This window comes from Streptomyces parvulus, from assembly GCF_014648855.1.
In the GTDB taxonomy this organism is placed as follows: domain Bacteria; phylum Actinomycetota; class Actinomycetes; order Streptomycetales; family Streptomycetaceae; genus Streptomyces; species Streptomyces parvulus.
In genome coordinates this window covers 329,313-344,788 of sequence record NZ_BMRX01000009.1, presented here as the reverse complement: position 1 = coordinate 344,788, position 15,476 = coordinate 329,313, and the positions used below count along the sequence as shown (strand labels likewise).

General features: G+C 68.9%; 11 protein-coding genes. 8 read left to right on the top strand and 3 right to left on the bottom strand.

Annotated features, from left to right (window positions below):
* The first annotated feature begins 70 nt into the window (after positions 1 to 70).
* Positions 71 to 2,011, top strand: a complete 1,941-nt coding sequence (locus IE108_RS19865) for a serine/threonine-protein kinase (protein WP_064731903.1) — start codon at positions 71 to 73, stop codon at positions 2,009 to 2,011.
* Positions 2,012 to 2,143: 132 nt separating this feature from the next.
* Complete coding sequence (locus tag IE108_RS19860) at positions 2,144 to 4,435, top strand: protein kinase domain-containing protein (RefSeq protein ID WP_064729219.1); 2,292 nt, start codon at positions 2,144 to 2,146, stop codon at positions 4,433 to 4,435.
* Positions 4,436 to 4,504: 69 nt separating this feature from the next.
* Here the strand turns inward: IE108_RS19860 and IE108_RS19855 are convergent, their stop codons facing one another.
* The gene (locus IE108_RS19855) at positions 4,505 to 9,109 is read right to left on the bottom strand and encodes an FtsK/SpoIIIE domain-containing protein (RefSeq protein WP_064729220.1); all 4,605 of its coding nucleotides are present in this window, start codon (positions 9,107 to 9,109) and stop codon (positions 4,505 to 4,507) included.
* Positions 9,110 to 9,395: 286 nt separating this feature from the next.
* Here IE108_RS19855 and IE108_RS19850 point away from each other — a divergent pair, with 286 nt between their 5' ends.
* The 6 genes from IE108_RS19850 (at position 9,396) to IE108_RS19825 (ending at position 13,207) form a co-directional block, all read left to right on the top strand.
* On the top strand, positions 9,396 to 9,695 hold the full coding sequence (locus IE108_RS19850; protein WP_064729221.1) for a WXG100 family type VII secretion target: 300 nt from the start codon (positions 9,396 to 9,398) through the stop codon (positions 9,693 to 9,695).
* Positions 9,696 to 9,800: 105 nt separating this feature from the next.
* Positions 9,801 to 10,112, top strand: coding sequence for a hypothetical protein (locus tag IE108_RS19845; protein ID WP_064729222.1), 312 nt, complete (start codon positions 9,801 to 9,803; stop codon positions 10,110 to 10,112).
* 2 nt (positions 10,113 to 10,114) lie between these two features.
* A complete protein-coding gene (locus IE108_RS19840; RefSeq protein ID WP_064729223.1) occupies positions 10,115 to 11,368 on the top strand; it encodes a putative T7SS-secreted protein in 1,254 nt (417 codons plus the stop codon).
* A gap of 11 nt (positions 11,369 to 11,379) precedes the next feature.
* Entirely contained in the window at positions 11,380 to 11,952 is a 573-nt protein-coding gene (locus IE108_RS19835; protein ID WP_079163619.1) for a hypothetical protein, read from the top strand.
* Positions 11,949 to 12,647 carry a hypothetical protein gene (locus tag IE108_RS19830; protein WP_079163620.1) on the top strand — a complete coding sequence of 233 codons (699 nt, stop codon included), beginning with the start codon at positions 11,949 to 11,951 and terminating at the stop codon, positions 12,645 to 12,647. The genes IE108_RS19835 and IE108_RS19830 overlap by 4 nt, the downstream gene beginning before the upstream one ends.
* Positions 12,644 to 13,207, top strand: coding sequence for a hypothetical protein (locus IE108_RS19825; protein ID WP_064729224.1), 564 nt, complete (start codon positions 12,644 to 12,646; stop codon positions 13,205 to 13,207). The genes IE108_RS19830 and IE108_RS19825 overlap by 4 nt, the downstream gene beginning before the upstream one ends.
* Before the next feature lie 45 nt (positions 13,208 to 13,252).
* On the opposite strand, the gene IE108_RS19820 is transcribed toward IE108_RS19825, so the two are convergent.
* Together IE108_RS19820 and IE108_RS19815 are read right to left on the bottom strand one after the other, a co-directional pair.
* Positions 13,253 to 14,338, bottom strand: coding sequence for a hypothetical protein (locus IE108_RS19820; RefSeq protein ID WP_064731906.1), 1,086 nt, complete (start codon positions 14,336 to 14,338; stop codon positions 13,253 to 13,255).
* Positions 14,335 to 15,006: a hypothetical protein gene (locus IE108_RS19815; protein ID WP_189397710.1), complete on the bottom strand. Its 672-nt coding sequence runs from the start codon at positions 15,004 to 15,006 to the stop codon at positions 14,335 to 14,337. Before IE108_RS19815 ends, IE108_RS19820 begins: the two co-directional genes overlap by 4 nt.
* Between the last annotated feature and the right edge of the window lie 470 nt (positions 15,007 to 15,476).

Below are 15,476 nucleotides of genomic sequence, written 5' to 3'. Positions count from 1 at the left end.
CCGCGCGGGGGCGCCCACTACCCTGCTCCCAGGGACCGGCGTACCTGGGTACGGGGGAGGGGTGGACGCCATGCGGCCGCTCGATGTCGACGAGCCCACCGAGGTGGGGCCCTACCGGCTGCTCGGCCGCCTGGGCTCCGGCGGCATGGGCCGGGTCTACCTGGGCCGCAGCGCCGGGGGCCGCACGGTCGCGGTCAAGATCGTGCACCCGCACTTCGCGCTGGACGAGGAGTTCCGGGCCCGGTTCCGTCGCGAGGTGGCCGCCGCGCGCAGGGTCGGCGGGGCCTGGACGGCGCCCGTCCTGGACGCGGACCCGGAGGCGCGGGTGCCGTGGGTGGCCACGGCGTACGCCGCCGGCCCGTCGCTCACGGCGGCCGTCGCGGACGGCGGCCCGCTGCCCGCCCACTCGGTGCGGGTGCTCGGCGCGGGCCTCGGCGAGGCGCTGGCCGCGGTGCACGGTCTCGGCCTGGTCCACCGCGACGTGAAGCCCTCCAACGTCCTGCTCACCCTCGACGGCCCCCTCCTGATCGACTTCGGCATCGCCCGGGCCACCGAGGGCACCGCCTCCCTGACCTCGACGGGCGTCTCGATCGGCTCGCCCGGCTACATGGCGCCCGAGCAGATCCTCGGCAAGGGCGTGACCGGCGCGGCGGACGTGTTCTCCCTGGGCGCGGTCCTCGCCTTCGCGGCGACGGGTACGCCGCCCTTCCCGGGGGACTCCTCGGCCGCGCTGCTCTACAAGGTCGTCCACGAGGAGCCTCGGCTCGACACACTGGACGGCGCCCTGCGCGACTTGGTCGAGGCCTGCCTGGCCAAGGACCCGGCGGCCCGCCCGACGCCCGCCGAGGTGGCCCACCGCCTGGCCCCCGACGGCGCGGCCGCCCTGGTGACCGGCGGCTGGCTGCCCGGGGCCCTGGTGGAACAGGTCAGCCGGAGCGCCGTACGACTGCTGAACCTGGAGGCGGAGGGGGCGTTGCCGGGGGTGACGCAGGGGGCGGCGGGGGCGGTGTCGCCTGGGGTGGTGCCGGGGGTGGCTGAGGCGTCGGCGGGGGCGGTGTCCGGGGTGGCTGAGGCGTCGGCGGGGGCGGTGCCGGGCGCGGCTGAGGCGTCGGACGGGGCGGCGTCCGGGGTGGCGGAGGTGTCGCCCGGGCCGGTGTCGGGACCGGTCGGATTCAGCAGTCCGTCGGTCGGGGCGCAGGACGCGAACGCCCCGGCGGTGCCGTCCGGAGTCTTCGGGGCGGTGCCCTCCGGGGTCTTCGGGCCGGCGCCGGTGATGCCCCCGCCGACGCCACCGACGCCACCGACGTCACCGATGTCACCGACGTCACCGACGTCACCGGAGGCACCGAAGCCGGCGGCGCCGCGCGGACAAGGTGAGGGCGACCGGCCCCCGTCTCCTCGCCCGCCCGGCGGGCTGTCCGTCTCCGTCGCGGCCACCTCCACCCGGGAGGGCGAGGGGCGGCGTGGCCGCAGGATCAGCTGCACGGTCGCCCTCGCCGTGGCGGGCGCGCTGGCGGCGGTGACGGTCGGGTCGGTGTTCGTCTTCGACCTGATGCCGGGCGGCGGGCACGACGACACCGCCGGGGACGAGGGCGCCGGCACCCCCTCCGCCTCCGCCCCGTCGAACCCCGGCTCCAGCGGCGACACCGGGCCCGCCTCCTCCGTCCCGGCCCGCTACCTCGGCACCTGGGAGGGCCAGGCCGTCGCCGTGGACGGCAACCTGCCGTTGGGCACCTTCCGCCTGACCGTCCGCGGGGCCGTGGTGGGCGAGCGCCTGGGCACCATGCGCCACACCGACATCATCGGCGGCACCTGCGACGACGTCCTCACCCTGACGAAGGTCACGGACGACCAGCTCGTCGCGAGCGCCGCGGGCGCCCCGGACAACCGCGACGTCTGCAACCCGGCCCCCCACACCGTCCGCCTCACACCGGTCGGCGACGACCTGCGATACGAGTCGGACAGCGAGGAGTCGGGGCGGCCGCGGGCGCGGATGTCGAAGGCCGGGTAGACACCGGTCGCTGGTCCGGGTCGGTGCCCTGCGATCCGACCGGACACGCCCTGTCACTAACGTGTCTGCGACAGCGAACATCACTGCACGGAGCGGGTGTTCGTCGATGCGTCACGACGGGGAAGGGCCTCCATGGAGACACTGCAATCGGACGACCCGCGGGAGCTGGGGAGTTACCGCCTCCTGGGACGACTCGGTGCGGGTGGCATGGGCCGCGTCTACCTCGCCCGCTCGCCGGGCGGCCGTACCGTCGCAGTGAAGGTGGTCCGCCCCGATCTCGCGGCGGACAGCGACTTCCGCACCCGTTTCCGGTACGAGGTGGAAATCGCCAAGGCGGTGTCCGGCCGCTTCACCGCCCCTGTGGTGGACTCCGATCCGGATGCGCCGCTGCCGTGGCTCGCCACCTCGTACGTCCTCGGCCCCGACCTGACCGAAGTGGTCGACGTGCACGGGGCGTTGCCCGAGCACACGGTCCGCGCGCTGGCGGCCGGACTGGCCGCGGCGCTGCAGGACATCCACGCGGCCGGACTCATTCACCGCGACCTCAAGCCCTCCAACGTCCTGCTGGCCGCCGACGGGCCGCGTGTCATCGACTTCGGCATCGCGCGGGCCGTGGACGGCAGCCGGATGACGCAGACCGGAGTGGTCGTCGGCTCACCCGGTTTCATGTCGCCCGAGCAGGCGACGGGCAAGGACGTCGGCACGGCGGGCGACGTCTTCTCGCTCGGTTCCGTGCTCGCCTTCGCCGCCACCGGGCGGGCCGCCTTCGGAGACGGCGCGGCCTCGCACGCTTCGCTGCTCTACCAGGTCGTGCACGGCGAGGCGGACCTCACGGGCGTGCCCTCGTCCCTCCTGGGTCTCATCCGCGCCTGCCTCATGAAGGACCCGGCCCAGCGACCGAAGCCGGGGGAGATCGTCGCCGCGCTCGCCGAGCAGGGCGTCGACGCCGCCCTGCACGACTGGCTGCCGTCCGCGGTGGCGTCGACCATCGCGACCCACGCCGCGAAGATCCTGGACCTGGAGGCACCGGAGTCCCGGCCCGCGGCCGCCTTCGGCCCGGCACCGACGATGCTGAACGGGACGTCCTCGACCGTACCGACCGGACCGGCCGGATACGCCACACGGCCTGGCGGTACACCGGGGCCCGCGTACGGAACCCCACCGCCCGGCACCGTCTCACTCGGACCGGACGGCTCACCCGCTCCAGTCCGCTCCCGCCGCCGGGTGCTCGGCATGGCGCTCGGCGGTGTCGCGGTCGTCGCGGTGGGCGGGGCCGGGGCTGCCTGGACGCTCTCCTCGGACGACGGCGGAGGCGACACGGCAGCGGGCGCTCCGGGCAGGGGCGGTTCGGCCCAGCCGGCGGACGAGAACTTCACCACGCCACCCGCGGGTGTGGCCCCTCAGCCGCTGTGGCACAAGTCGGCCGCAGAGGACAGCACGACGACGGGCGTACCACTTCTGACGCACGACGGACTGCTCCTGGTCAGCGGGGATCCGCTCGTGGCCTACGACGTAAGGACAGGGAAGGCCCGCTGGACCAAGCCGGGCATCTGCCGACCAGGAGCCCAGCTCCTCTTCCACGACGGCAAGGTGTTCCTCGCCGACGGAGACCACGACGGAGCCCTCGTCGCCTACGACGTCATGAAGGGCGAGGAGGTCTGGCGCAGCCGCCTAGGGAAGCAGTTGTCGGTCGAGGACACGATCGCGATCGACGACAAGAACGTCTACGTCACGGCGACCGACTATGCCCAGGCCCGGAGCGCCACCAAGTACCGCACGGCCGTGGCGGCCATCAGCCACACCACGGGAAAGCCGACGTGGATCCAGCACCGCGACTGGGGGACCAAGGACTACGACGTCCAGGGCACCGTGTCGGGCAAGTACCTGGTCTACGCCGACTCGAACCTCAACCTCACCGTGAGGGACACCGCCACCGGCGGTCAGTTGTGGACCAAGAAGATCGGTGAGGAGTGGACCTGGCGCCCCGCAGTCGCGAACGGCCTGGTCTTCCTGCCGGGCGACGAACTGACGGCCGTCGACGCGGACAAGGGCAGCACCGTCTGGACACTGTCCCCGGCCGGCCGCCGCGGCTTCAACAACCCGACGGTCATCGACGGCGTGCTCTACACGAGCGACCACGACGACGGCGTATGGGCCGTGGACGTCAAGACCGGCAAACGGACCTGGCTCTGCGACGAACTGGACGTCGAGGGCCCGGAGACGTTCGTGCGAGCAGGCGCGACGCTGTACGGCGCCACCGGTGCTCTCGACGGCGGAATCGTCGCCCTGGATGCAGGGTCGGGCAAGTCCCGCTGGACCTACAGCGACAGCAAGGGGGTGGGCGAGCCCTGGCAGGTCGCCCTCTCGGGGAACCGGCTGCTGGCGACGCACGGCCACGAGGTCTACGCGTTGCCGGCCGTGTAGCGAGCACGACGGGCCGCAGGATCCTCTCGGTCCTGCGGCCCGCCGTCCCGTCCGGGCAGCCGGTGTCCGTCACATCGGCGTGGTGACCGTCAGATGCTCTCCGCTGCCGAGGTGCAGCATGCCCTTGCCCGGGGTGATCTGGCCGCCGACCATGCTCCGGTTGGTGCGGATGCCGATCAGTTCTCCCGCGGAGCTGTCCTGCGGAGACAGCAGGATGCCGCGGCGGGCCTTCTTCATGTCGACCTGCCACCCGGTGAAGCCGTCGCAGATCTCTTCCTCGTCACCGGCGATCACGACGGCAAGGCCCTCTTCCACGCCGCGTTCGACGATGCGCTTGAAGATGTCCTCGGCGTCGCAGTCGTCGTGCACCTCGGCGTCGTCGACCAGGACGACGATCGGCTGCTCGGGGCGGGCCGACTCGATGAGCTCCTCCATCTCGTCCTCCTCGATGTCCCGGCCGGTGAAGACCTTGAGGACGCCCTCCGTTCCCTCCAGGTCGCGCAGCGGGGACGGGCGAGGCGCCGCCAGGATCAGCCGTACACCCTGAGCGAGGTAGGAACGCGCGACGTTCAGCAGAACCGTGCTGCGACCGGACTTCGCGGGTCCGCCGATCACGAATGCCGGGACACCCTGGGCGAGGTCGGGGCCGAAGGCGGTGAGTTCGTCGCCGCCGACACCCACCAGCGACCACAACGGGGATGCGCTCGCCGCCGGGTCGCGCATGGCCCAGGCATCGGGGAAGGAGATCCGGCTGGGCAGGACGTCGACGCGGAACGGGCGGCGGGTACGCGGCAGCCCGGCGTCCCGGGCGGTCGCCGCCTCGCCGATCGCGACGAGCGCGGCAGCCTGGCCCTGACCTGTGGTGTCCTCGGCGAGCAGTGCGAACTGGGTCTCGGTCGCCGACCCGCTCGCGAAACCGCGGCCGGGCGGGATCTCCTCGGGGATCTTGCGCGCGTTGATGTCCAGCAACGAGAAGTCGCCGCGGTCCGCGAGGCGGAGGCCGTACTTGTCCTCGGTGAGGGAGGAGATCCGCCCCGTCAGCAGTTGACGGTCACCGGTGATCACCAGGTGCAGGCCGACGCTCGCGCCCTCGCGCATCATCGCCATCACCTGATCGGTGAGGTCACCGTGGTTGTACTCGCCGAGCGTGGGCAGCCAGCCCTCCCAGCGGTCGAGGAACACCACCAGGTGGGGCAGTCGCTCGTCCTCGGCCGCGGAGGCTCGCTGCTCCCCGATGTCGGCATAGCCCTTCTCCGCCAGCAGATCCTGTCGCCGGGTGAGTTCGCCGGTCAGCCGGTTGAAGAGCCGGATGACCCGCTCCTGCTGATTGCGGCTGACGACCGCGCCGCAGTGCGGCAGCCGAGCCAGTGCGTTCAGGGCGCCGTTGCCGCAGTCGATGCCGTAGAAGTGGACGTCGGCGCTCGAGAGGGTGCGGGCCAGGGAGCCCGCGACAGTCCGCAGTACCTGCGAGCGGCCGCTGCGCGGGCCACCGGCGATGAGCAGGTGCCCGAAGGTGGCGAAGTCCACGACCACCGGGCGGCGGGCCTGGTCGGCCGGCAGGTCCGCGATGCCGTAGGGAGCCGCCGGGAGCGTCCCCTGGCTGTGGACCTGCGGGATGTCGTCCAACAGCAGCGTCTCGTCCAGGGCGGGCAGCCAAGGAGAGTGCTGGGCCGGGATGCCGAGGGTGTCGTTGGCCTCCCGGATGGCGTCGACCAGGACCTTGAGATCCGTGATCTCGTCGTCCTCCCGCGCCTCGGACTTGGGCTTGGTGAGCGCGGACCGGCCCAGTTCCTGCCAGGAGAGCTGCCCGGCCCATGGGGCGAGCGCCGCCGGATCGGCGGCACCCGGGCGGCGGCCGCCAACCCGGCCGGACTGGAACGGGATGAGGGAGGCGTGACCGAGACGGACGTACGCGCGGCCCGGCGTGCTCTTGGAGATGTGGCCGGCCTCGGGGGCGTCGATGACATCGGTCGACTCACCGGCGTCGGTCACCCGCAGGGCGATCCGAAGGTTGGTGTTGGCGCGGATCTCGGGCGATACGACACCACTCGGGCGCTGCGTTGCCAGCAGGAGGTGAATCCCGAGGGAGCGGCCTCGCTGGGCGATGTTGACCAGACCCGTCACGAAGTCGGGCAGGTCGCGCACCATGGACGCGAACTCGTCGATGACGATGAGCAGTCGGGGTATGGCCGTGTGCGACGGGTCCCGGCGCATCAGGTCCTGGTAGTCCTCGATGTCCTTGGCGTCGGCGGCGGCGAGGAGGTGCTCACGCCGCTTCAGTTCCGCGCCCAGCGATTCCAGGGCGCGTTCGACGAGGTGTGCGTCGAGGTCGGTGACCATTCCGACGGTGTGCGGGAGCTTGACGCAGTCCTTGAAGGCGGACCCGCCCTTGTAGTCCACGAGCACGAACGTCATGTTCTCGGGCGTGTTGGCGACGGCGAGCGCGGCCACGATGGTCTGGAGCAGCTCCGACTTACCTGAACCGGTCGTACCGGCGATGAGTCCGTGCGGGCCGTCGCGCCGGATGTCGATACCGAAGGGGCCGTCGTACGACTCACCGATGACCGCCATGGTGGACTGACCACCCATGCGCCAACGCGCGGCGACGCCGTCGTGCGTCGGGGGCTCCAGCTGGAGCACGTCGAGGAGCCGGCTCGAGGACGGGAGCGCCGAGTCCTCGGTCTCGCCACTGATGTCGCGCAGGGGCGACAGCGCCCGGGACAGCCGCGCGCACCAGGCCGGGGAGACGAGATCGGGCCGTACCCCGGACCTGCGGCGGGCGCCGGTCTGCTCGACGCGCAGTCGCAGTTCGAGTGCCTGCTCGGAGACCTGCTGGGGCTGTGGGCTGCCTTGGTGCCAGGCCTGGAAGGAGGGGAAGCCACCGGCATGGGGCTGGGGGGAGGTGCCGGGCCGAGCGGCGACGCCGTCACCGTGACTCAGCTGCTCGGCGACGACGAAGGCCTGGCACTCTCCGGGCAGGAAGCGCTCTTCCTCGTCCAGGCAGATCGCGTACATCGCGACCGCCGGCCCTTCCCGCAGGAGTCGTACGACGCCCGGCAGCGACCTCAGCCGACGCGACCCGTCCCATACGACGACGAGATCCGGGTCGGTGAAAGCGGGGCCCGCTCCACTGCGGTTGTTCTCCTTCAGGGCCTTCTGCCTGGCGTCGAGCAACTGCGTCAGCTCACCGACCCGGGCGCTCACGGTCTCGGAGTCCGTCCCCACCATCACGTTGGCGTCCTGGCCGTTCACGGGGCGGGCGTGCGGGAGCCAGCGGACCCAGTCCCAGCGCGGCTGCGCGTGGTTCTCGGTGAGCACGTAGAACTGGACGTCCATCGGGCTGTGCAGCACGGCGGTCTGCGCCACGGCCCATCTCGCGAGTGCCTGTGCCGAGTCGCCCGGCCCCGCTATCCCGACGACACCCAGCTCCGTCAGAGGGAGCGCGACGGGCGAGTCCTCGATGTCCCAGGTGACCTGACGCTTGTGCTCGTCCTGCTCCGGATCGTCGAGGACCACCTCGGACGGTACCCGGCCGGTACCGACCCGGAGGAGCAGATGGTCGGCGTCCGTGCGCCTCCGCTCCCACAGCCGGGTGCGGGGGCCGGTGCCGAAGGCGAGCACGGAGGCGGGATCGGGGATCGCTCCGCGCCGGTCGAGTCGCTCCAGTCGCAGCGCGTCCTGGGCGTCCTTCTCGATCCGCTCCTTGATCTCCTTGTACTCCTTGACCTGCTTCGCGTGGGACTTGCGCCCGTGCTTCTTGTCCATGAAGTAGTTGCCGAACAGCATGAGCGGGCTCAGCAGAGCCATGATCATGTAGTACCAGCGCCCGAAGATCATGACGGACACGACCGCGCCGACCAGCGGGAACAGGGCCATCAGCCAGGGCAGCGGCCGGGCTTCGTACTCCCGGGGCGGAGACGGCAACCGAAAGTGGGTCTCGCGATCTGCCGGGCGCAGCCGCGGGGGGCGGTTGTAGTCGAGCCCCGCTCCGTCCTCCGACCACTTCAGGGCGGCGTTGGGCAGCGAATAACCGTCGATCTCCAGAAGCGTGTTGCCGAGGCCGAGTTGGGAGCCCAGTGGCCACGCGCCGCCGTCGAAGTCCTCGCCGTCGAGTCGGGGGTGGTTGCTGTCGTCCCCCTTGTCCCTCGCCTTCTCCTTCTCTTTGTCCTTGGTGCCCTTCTTCTCGATGCCGTGCAGTACGACGTCACAGTTGCCGTCCATGGCGATGGACAACGTGGCAGCACGCGGCGCGAGTTCGGGGTCGTCGATGCGGATGTGTGCGGCGGGGCCGCTGCCGATGTCGTACCGGCCGACGCCCAGCCGGTGCACGGCGCCGGCGGCGGGACCGCCGGCCACGCGGAACTCCACGACGCCGGTCGGTTCACCGGGGACGCAACCGGCCGGATCGTGCAGGCTGACGACAGCGCCCTCGCGCAGGGGTGAGCCGGCGATGTTGGCGTCGGGATCCAGGGGGTAGCCGTCGACGAAGGCCTGCGGAGTACCGCCGGGTCCGGGGCGACCACCGATCGGGATGATCTGCGCACCACCGGCAACTCCGACCTGGCTTGCCAGCTCCCGGGTGATGTCGCCGACCGACGACTCCGGATCGGCGTCGAGCACGACATCGGCGCTGGCCCCGCCGATCGGGTCGACGACGGTCAGACTCAGGCGCACGTTCGTCCTCCTTGCTGGGCTGAGGCCGCCCCCCGCAACGCTTGACACTGTGGAGTGACCTTAGCCGCCGCACCCTTCCCCCGTGCAACGGGCGGCACGCTGCCGTCACGTGCCCGTCCGGGATGTGCAACGGTTCACGCTTCCCTTGCCGGGCATCCCTGTCATCGCAACAGCCTCACCCGTAGGATCTTTGCTCATGCGGACCGCCGGTAGACGACCCGACGGACCGCGTCAGTGAGCCACGGGGGAAGGCCCTGCGGCAACCGCAGAGGGAGGGAGAGCCGTCATGGCCAAAGACGCAGACCTTACTTACGCCGAGATGGAGAAGAAGGCCAACGACCTCATCAAGGCGATGGGCGACATGGAAGACATGTTGAAGGCCATCGAGAAGGGCGTCGAGGAACTGGTCGCCAACGGCTTCACCACGCAGAAGGCGTCCGGAGCCTACGACGAGTCCATCAAGGACTTCACCAAGGGCGCGGCCAAGACCATCAAGGGCCTCGAGGGCCTGTCCAAGTTCCTCACCAACGCCAAGAAGGCGTACGAGGACCTGGACGAGCAGCTGGCGAAGAGCACTAAGGGCTAGTTACACCGACAGTCGCCCCGTTGTCCGGGCACGGCCGCATCTGACGTGTGCGGTCGTGCCCGGACGCGCGGGGCGGATGGCCCCTGAAGAAGAAAGTCTGAACGGGTGGCAGACAGAACTCGGTACGACCTCGACCTGATCAAGGAATGCTCGAAGTCCCTGTACCGCATGCACCGGGAGTTCAAGGACAACGGTAACCCCGCCGACGAGTACGGTGACGCCCTCGGCAGCGACAAATTGCGGGACACTTTCAGTGACTTCTCTGACACGTGGAAGAAGAACCGCAAGAAGCTCATGGAGGACGTCGAAAACCTCGCCAAGTATACCGGCAAGGCGGCCAAGGCGTACGAGGAAATCGACCACGAGCTGGCGAACGCACTCCGAGACGCCAAGAAGAGCGGGAAGAAGGAGAAGTAGCCGTGACAGCCCGTCCGAAGGACTGGTCACCGTTGCACGACTCCGATCCGGTGCCCGGTGACCCGTACGAGGTGGCGCGGCTCGGGAAAGAGCTGCGTGCCATGGCCGATGAGATCGACAAGCAGGCCAGGAACATCAAGGCTCTGGCGTCCGTCGAAGGCTGGGACAGTGACGCCGGCCGCGCCTTCCACGAGATTGCCGGCGACACCGCGGGCCGTCTGAAGAAGGCCTACGACCGCTACGACGAGGCCGCGATCGCGATCGGCACCAAGGTCCAGGAGGGCGACGGGGAGTCGTCCGAGTACGCCAGCGAGTTGCGACGGGCGCAGCGAATGGCGGACAAGGGGTTGGAGGAGTACCGGGAGGCCGAGGTCGACTACAAGGCCGCGAACAAGGTCCTGGAACCGTTCCAGGGCAAAGTCCTGACCGGTGAAGACGCGGTGCAGCGCAGCAAGGAGCAGAAGAAGCAGGACGATGCTGCGGATCTTATGCTCACAGCGGCAAAGAAGATCATGAGAGCGAAAGTCATCCGCGATGAGGCTGTAAGCGCTACTTCCAGGAAGATAAAGAACGTGATCCATCATGACGGCGTCCGGGACCCGGGCGGCTTCATGGACTGGATCGCGGATCACGCCGATTGGTTCTCCGCCGCGGCGACGGCGTTGGCAGTGGTCGCCCTGGTGGCTGCGATAGTCCTTTCTGGCGGCACGCTGGCGGTATTCCTCGTCGTTGCGGCCGGAGTCATGAGTGCAACCGCTTTGTCTGGGCGCCTTTACGACGTCTTCGCCCGGGGTGGAAAGCTCGATCTGCTCAAGATTGGCCTGGACATCCTGGGCATGATCCCCGGGCTCGGGGCGGTCAGGGGGCTCACTGCGGCGGCCAAGGGCGCACGTCTGCTCACTGCGAGGAATGCCATCTGGTCCGGCTTCACCAATGGCTTCGCGGTGAAGAACATCAACAAGGGGGTGGTCTGGGCCTCGAAGTTCCTGAAGAACAAGGGCATCACCAAGGTGAAGCTGCCGGCGGGCGGTTTCGAGCCGGAGCTCCTCACGCGCTACATCAAGGGTGGGGCACTGGCTCACCTGGGCGTACAAAGCGTGGTGAAGCTGAAGAACCGGTTCGAAGATGTCGGTGACTCGTCCCACGAGAGCAGGACCCCGAGTGGAGGGCCTCAGCCCACCCCATCTCCATCGCCGCAGCCCAGCCCGAAGCCGCGGTCGACGTCATTCCACACTGCACTGGCCCCCACTGCGTAAGGAGATGACCCGTGAGCGACTACTACGCCTTGGAACCTGGAACATTCGTCGACGACCAGGGGGTTGTCCACAACATGGTCCCTGGTTCGGTCGTGGCCGCCGTTCCCTCGGCCAAGGAAATGGCTGAACGCTACGGGCGGGAGGTGCGCTTCGACTTCCTCGACGACAGGGCGGTGCACTGGATGCTCTTTCAGCGGCGCGAGGACACGGAGAAGGGAAGCTTTCTCGGATGTGCTCTCGCCATCCCGCTGATCGTCTTCGGGGTGGGGGCCTGGCCCTTCTGGGACCTTGTCGCTTCCGAAAAGTCACGCCAGTTTCAGATTGCTTTCATCGCTGTGGACGCTCTTGTCGTTTGCGCATCGATCCTCGCTGTCTACCTCGTTCGGCGGCGTAGCCTTCTCGACCCGGTTGTCAGAAACGTGCGCTGCCGAGCTCGCCTGTACCGAAAGATCGTCGGAGTCGCTCGCAAGGGTGGTGCCGATATTCCCCGTATGTATCCCTACTACGGCATGTACGCAACCTCTCGGAAGTTCTTCCCCGAAGCGCCTGAACGTCCCATGCCCGAAAGGGAGCAGTCCCCGTGACGAGCCAGCCCGAACTCGCCGACCTGATACCCACCCACCCGGCCCCGCCCGTACTGCACGCCGACGACATCCAGGTGCGTTGGGTGATGCCGGAGATCTTCCATGACATCCCGGTCCAGGAGACGGACGATGACGAGGCCGTGCGCCTGCTGGGCGAACTCGTTGAGAAGGCACTGCCGGGTGCCGGGGAAGAGGCGCAGGCAGCGCTTGGGGTCACGTGCGCGCTGGGCGTGGACGACCTGCTGGCGGCCGGGGCCGAGTACGCCGGCCTCTGCGTCGCGGCGATCGACGACACTCCCTGCACGGCGACGGTGTTTGCCACTCTGATGGACAGTCCGGATGCCGCAGACGTCCGTGATGCGGTGGAGGCGATCGTCGCGAACCTCCACGACCTCGGCGACGGAGAGGTGACCAGGATCGAGCTTCCGTGCGGATCGGCCGTGTCGTACGTCGGTAGTCGTGATGACAAGCTGATCGGTGAACTCACGGACACGGGCCAGAACCTCACCTTCCCGACATGGTTCATACGCGTCTACGTGCCACTTCCCAACGGCACCTCTCTCATGATGGAGATGTCGACGCCCACCATGGCGGGCTGGGATGCGTTCTCGACGATGTTCGGCAACACCGTCAGCAGCATCCGCTTGTTCCTTGCCGATGGAACGCCACTCATCACTTCCGCGGCGACGGCGTGACCGCTCCCATACCCGAAGTCCCGCCCTCGGACTACCGCATCCTGGTCCCCCGCGACTGGTTCCGTGTCGACCTGACGCAACAACGCTGGCGTGGTCAACTGAAGACCTACGTGGACAAGGAGTTCGCCGGGAGCACTTCCGCGGTCGTTCCCCGCAGTGTCTGGGTCACCCTTCGCAACACGGCCGAGAACGGCCTGGCGCGCGGAGCACTGGAGTTTTTCCTCCGCACAGAATCGCCCCAGGGAACGGCTCCAGCACCGGCCACTCTGTTGATTTCGTGGCCGCCGATGCCTCGCGGCCTGGCTCCGACGGCGGAAGAATTCGCTGAGGCGTTGGGCGACCGCTCGAGCCCGGAATGCGATGTCGAGGTCATCGACTTGCCGGCGGGCCGTACGGTATGTATCCGCACCGCCGTGACCATCGACTACCACGTCCGGATGCCAGGTGACGCAGGGTACCTGCATCTGGCCTTTTCGATGCCGCTGAGTGGCTCGGAGGGCCCGATGGCCGGCCTGTGTGAGGCCATGGCTCACTCTCTCCGCTGGGTCCCAGGGCGGTGACCGTGACCGCAAGGGCCGACTCGGCCATCACGGGTCTCGCTCTCATCAGCGATTGACTGCCTGGATCTCCTGGACCGTGATGGCCTGCGTGGTCCCGAACGTGCCGTCCGGCAGATCGCCCCCCGCGCCGCCGCTGCCCGTCCAGGCGATCTCCCAGGTGATGGTGGCCTGGAGGTCGAAGGTGCCTTCGCCGGATGAGCGGAGGTACTTGAGGCCGCAGGGCGGGGTCTGGTCGGCCTTGCCCTTGGCGTAGGGCTCGCCGATCGAGCCGTCGGTGCCGATGGCGCACTCGCCTGACGCCGGGTAGGTCTCGGCGTCCGGAGTGCCGGGCTCCAGCCTCAGCGACACCGGTTTCGCGGTGGTCGTCGCCGTGAGGGCGAAGCCGGGAACATTGATCGCGGCTGTGGCCTGGACCTCGTCGAAGACGGCCTTGTCGAGCCACGCCCAGGTCGGCAGGTTCACCTTGGTGGTCTGCTCGGGGGCGAGACTGACCTTGGTGTCGGGGAGCTGCATGTGCTGGTAGGCGAGGGCGGCCAGGATTTCCGGTGTGATGGCCTGCTCGTGCCGAGGCGGAGGTGCCTCGCCGTTGTCGACCCAGAAGGGGAGATCGGTGCAGGCGCCCCTCTTGAGGATGTCGGGCTCGTTGGGGTTCTCGACGCCGGACCAGAACATGCCCTCGCCGTCCTTGGCGACGTTGTAGTCCTTGTAGCCGGGGTTGTCTCCCCAGCCCAATTCGTCTTCGTAGTGAGCCTTCGTCTGTCCGATCGCCGAACCTGCGTGCCCGGCCATACCGGGGGAGCTTGTGGCCTTGTCCAGTTCCGCGGACATTTTCTTCTTGAAGGCCTTGGCGCCGAAGGCGGGGGCGTACCAGCAGGGTGGTGGTTCCCAGTTGACGTCGGAGGACGTCACGTTTCCTGTACCGCCGTCGGGGGCGACCGATCCGGAGTACTGAACGCGAGCGGAGGCGTAGATGTCGGTGCCTTCGGTGCCGGCGCTCTGGTCGGTGGAGGAGCCTTGGCCGTTCCCTGTCGGCTCTGCCGAGTAGGCCGGCCCCGCGAGGGTCACCAGGCAGCCGGCAAGTGTCAGTACGGCAGCACCCTTGTTGACCGCCGCACGTCGCGACCTGGTCACCGGCACTGCTCCGCCTTCGTCTCGACGAACACCTTGGATGCCTGCCACAGGTTCTCACTCGTGGGGTACTTGGTCATGACGATCCTGAAGTGGTCGTAGTCGGCGATGCTGGGTTCGCTCTTCAGGACCTTCTGAGTCTCGACTTCCTTCCCGTAGAACTTGCTGGAATCGACGCAGGTCGCAATCTCTACTGACGCGCCGTTCGGCGCGGAACGGGTAGTGGCCTCGTAGTGGCGGCGGGTGCCGGTAGCGGTCCAACCACCCTCCACTCGGCTGTCGATCTGGGTCTTCGCGTAATGCAGTCCTTCGCCTGTCGAGTAGGCGATTACGGCGGCGTCCTCGGACGTGCGCTTGTCGACGCCCCGGTAGATGGCGCGGAAGAAGTTCGCCGCGCCCTCCATCGCCGCCGCTTCGTCCTTGTTCTCCGGCTTGTCCCAGTCGAAGACCAGGTTCATATCCTTCGGAAGGGACACGTCCACGCCGTCCGGCTTGTCGGTCGCCCCTGCTCCCGAGGGCTTGGCCGATTCCTTGGGTGTCTCCGTTCCCTGGTCTGCCCCCGCGATCTTGTCGTTGTCGCTGGACTTGTCATCCCCGCCCCCGCAGGCCGTCAGCAGCAGGGCTGCTGAGGCGGCGAGCGCGGCAGCAACGGGCAAAGAGCGGCGCTTCACAGTGAACTCCCCGTGAGACAGAAGTACGGTCTTGGCTACTGACGGTATCCGCGAGGTTGCCGGTTTCGCCAGAGCGAACTGTGCGGAGAATCGTGCCAATTGGGACTGCATGGGTGATTGCGGACATGGCACGCCTGTTGGAGCGGTACCCAGGACACGCTAGGTGCGGTGGAAGGGCCAGGGACCGCGTCGCAGACGACGCCGTGGGTGGCGCGGGAGGTGTGGCCGCGACAGCGCCGATCGTGGAAGAACGTTCGCTCTTACGAGCCGGGTTGTGCGTACATCTCCGGAGCAGGGCCGGCAGTGCTCGCGGACGTCGTCGTAGGGCGAAATGGGCTGTCTCTGCTGTCGTTGGCGCCGGCGCCGCGGACGTCGCCTGGGATTCTTGACGGGCCGCCACGTGGCTGTGTAGGCATTCAGTCGCCGGCGGGGGTGGTGCGAGGGTCGTACCCAGCTGGACTCGAGCGTGC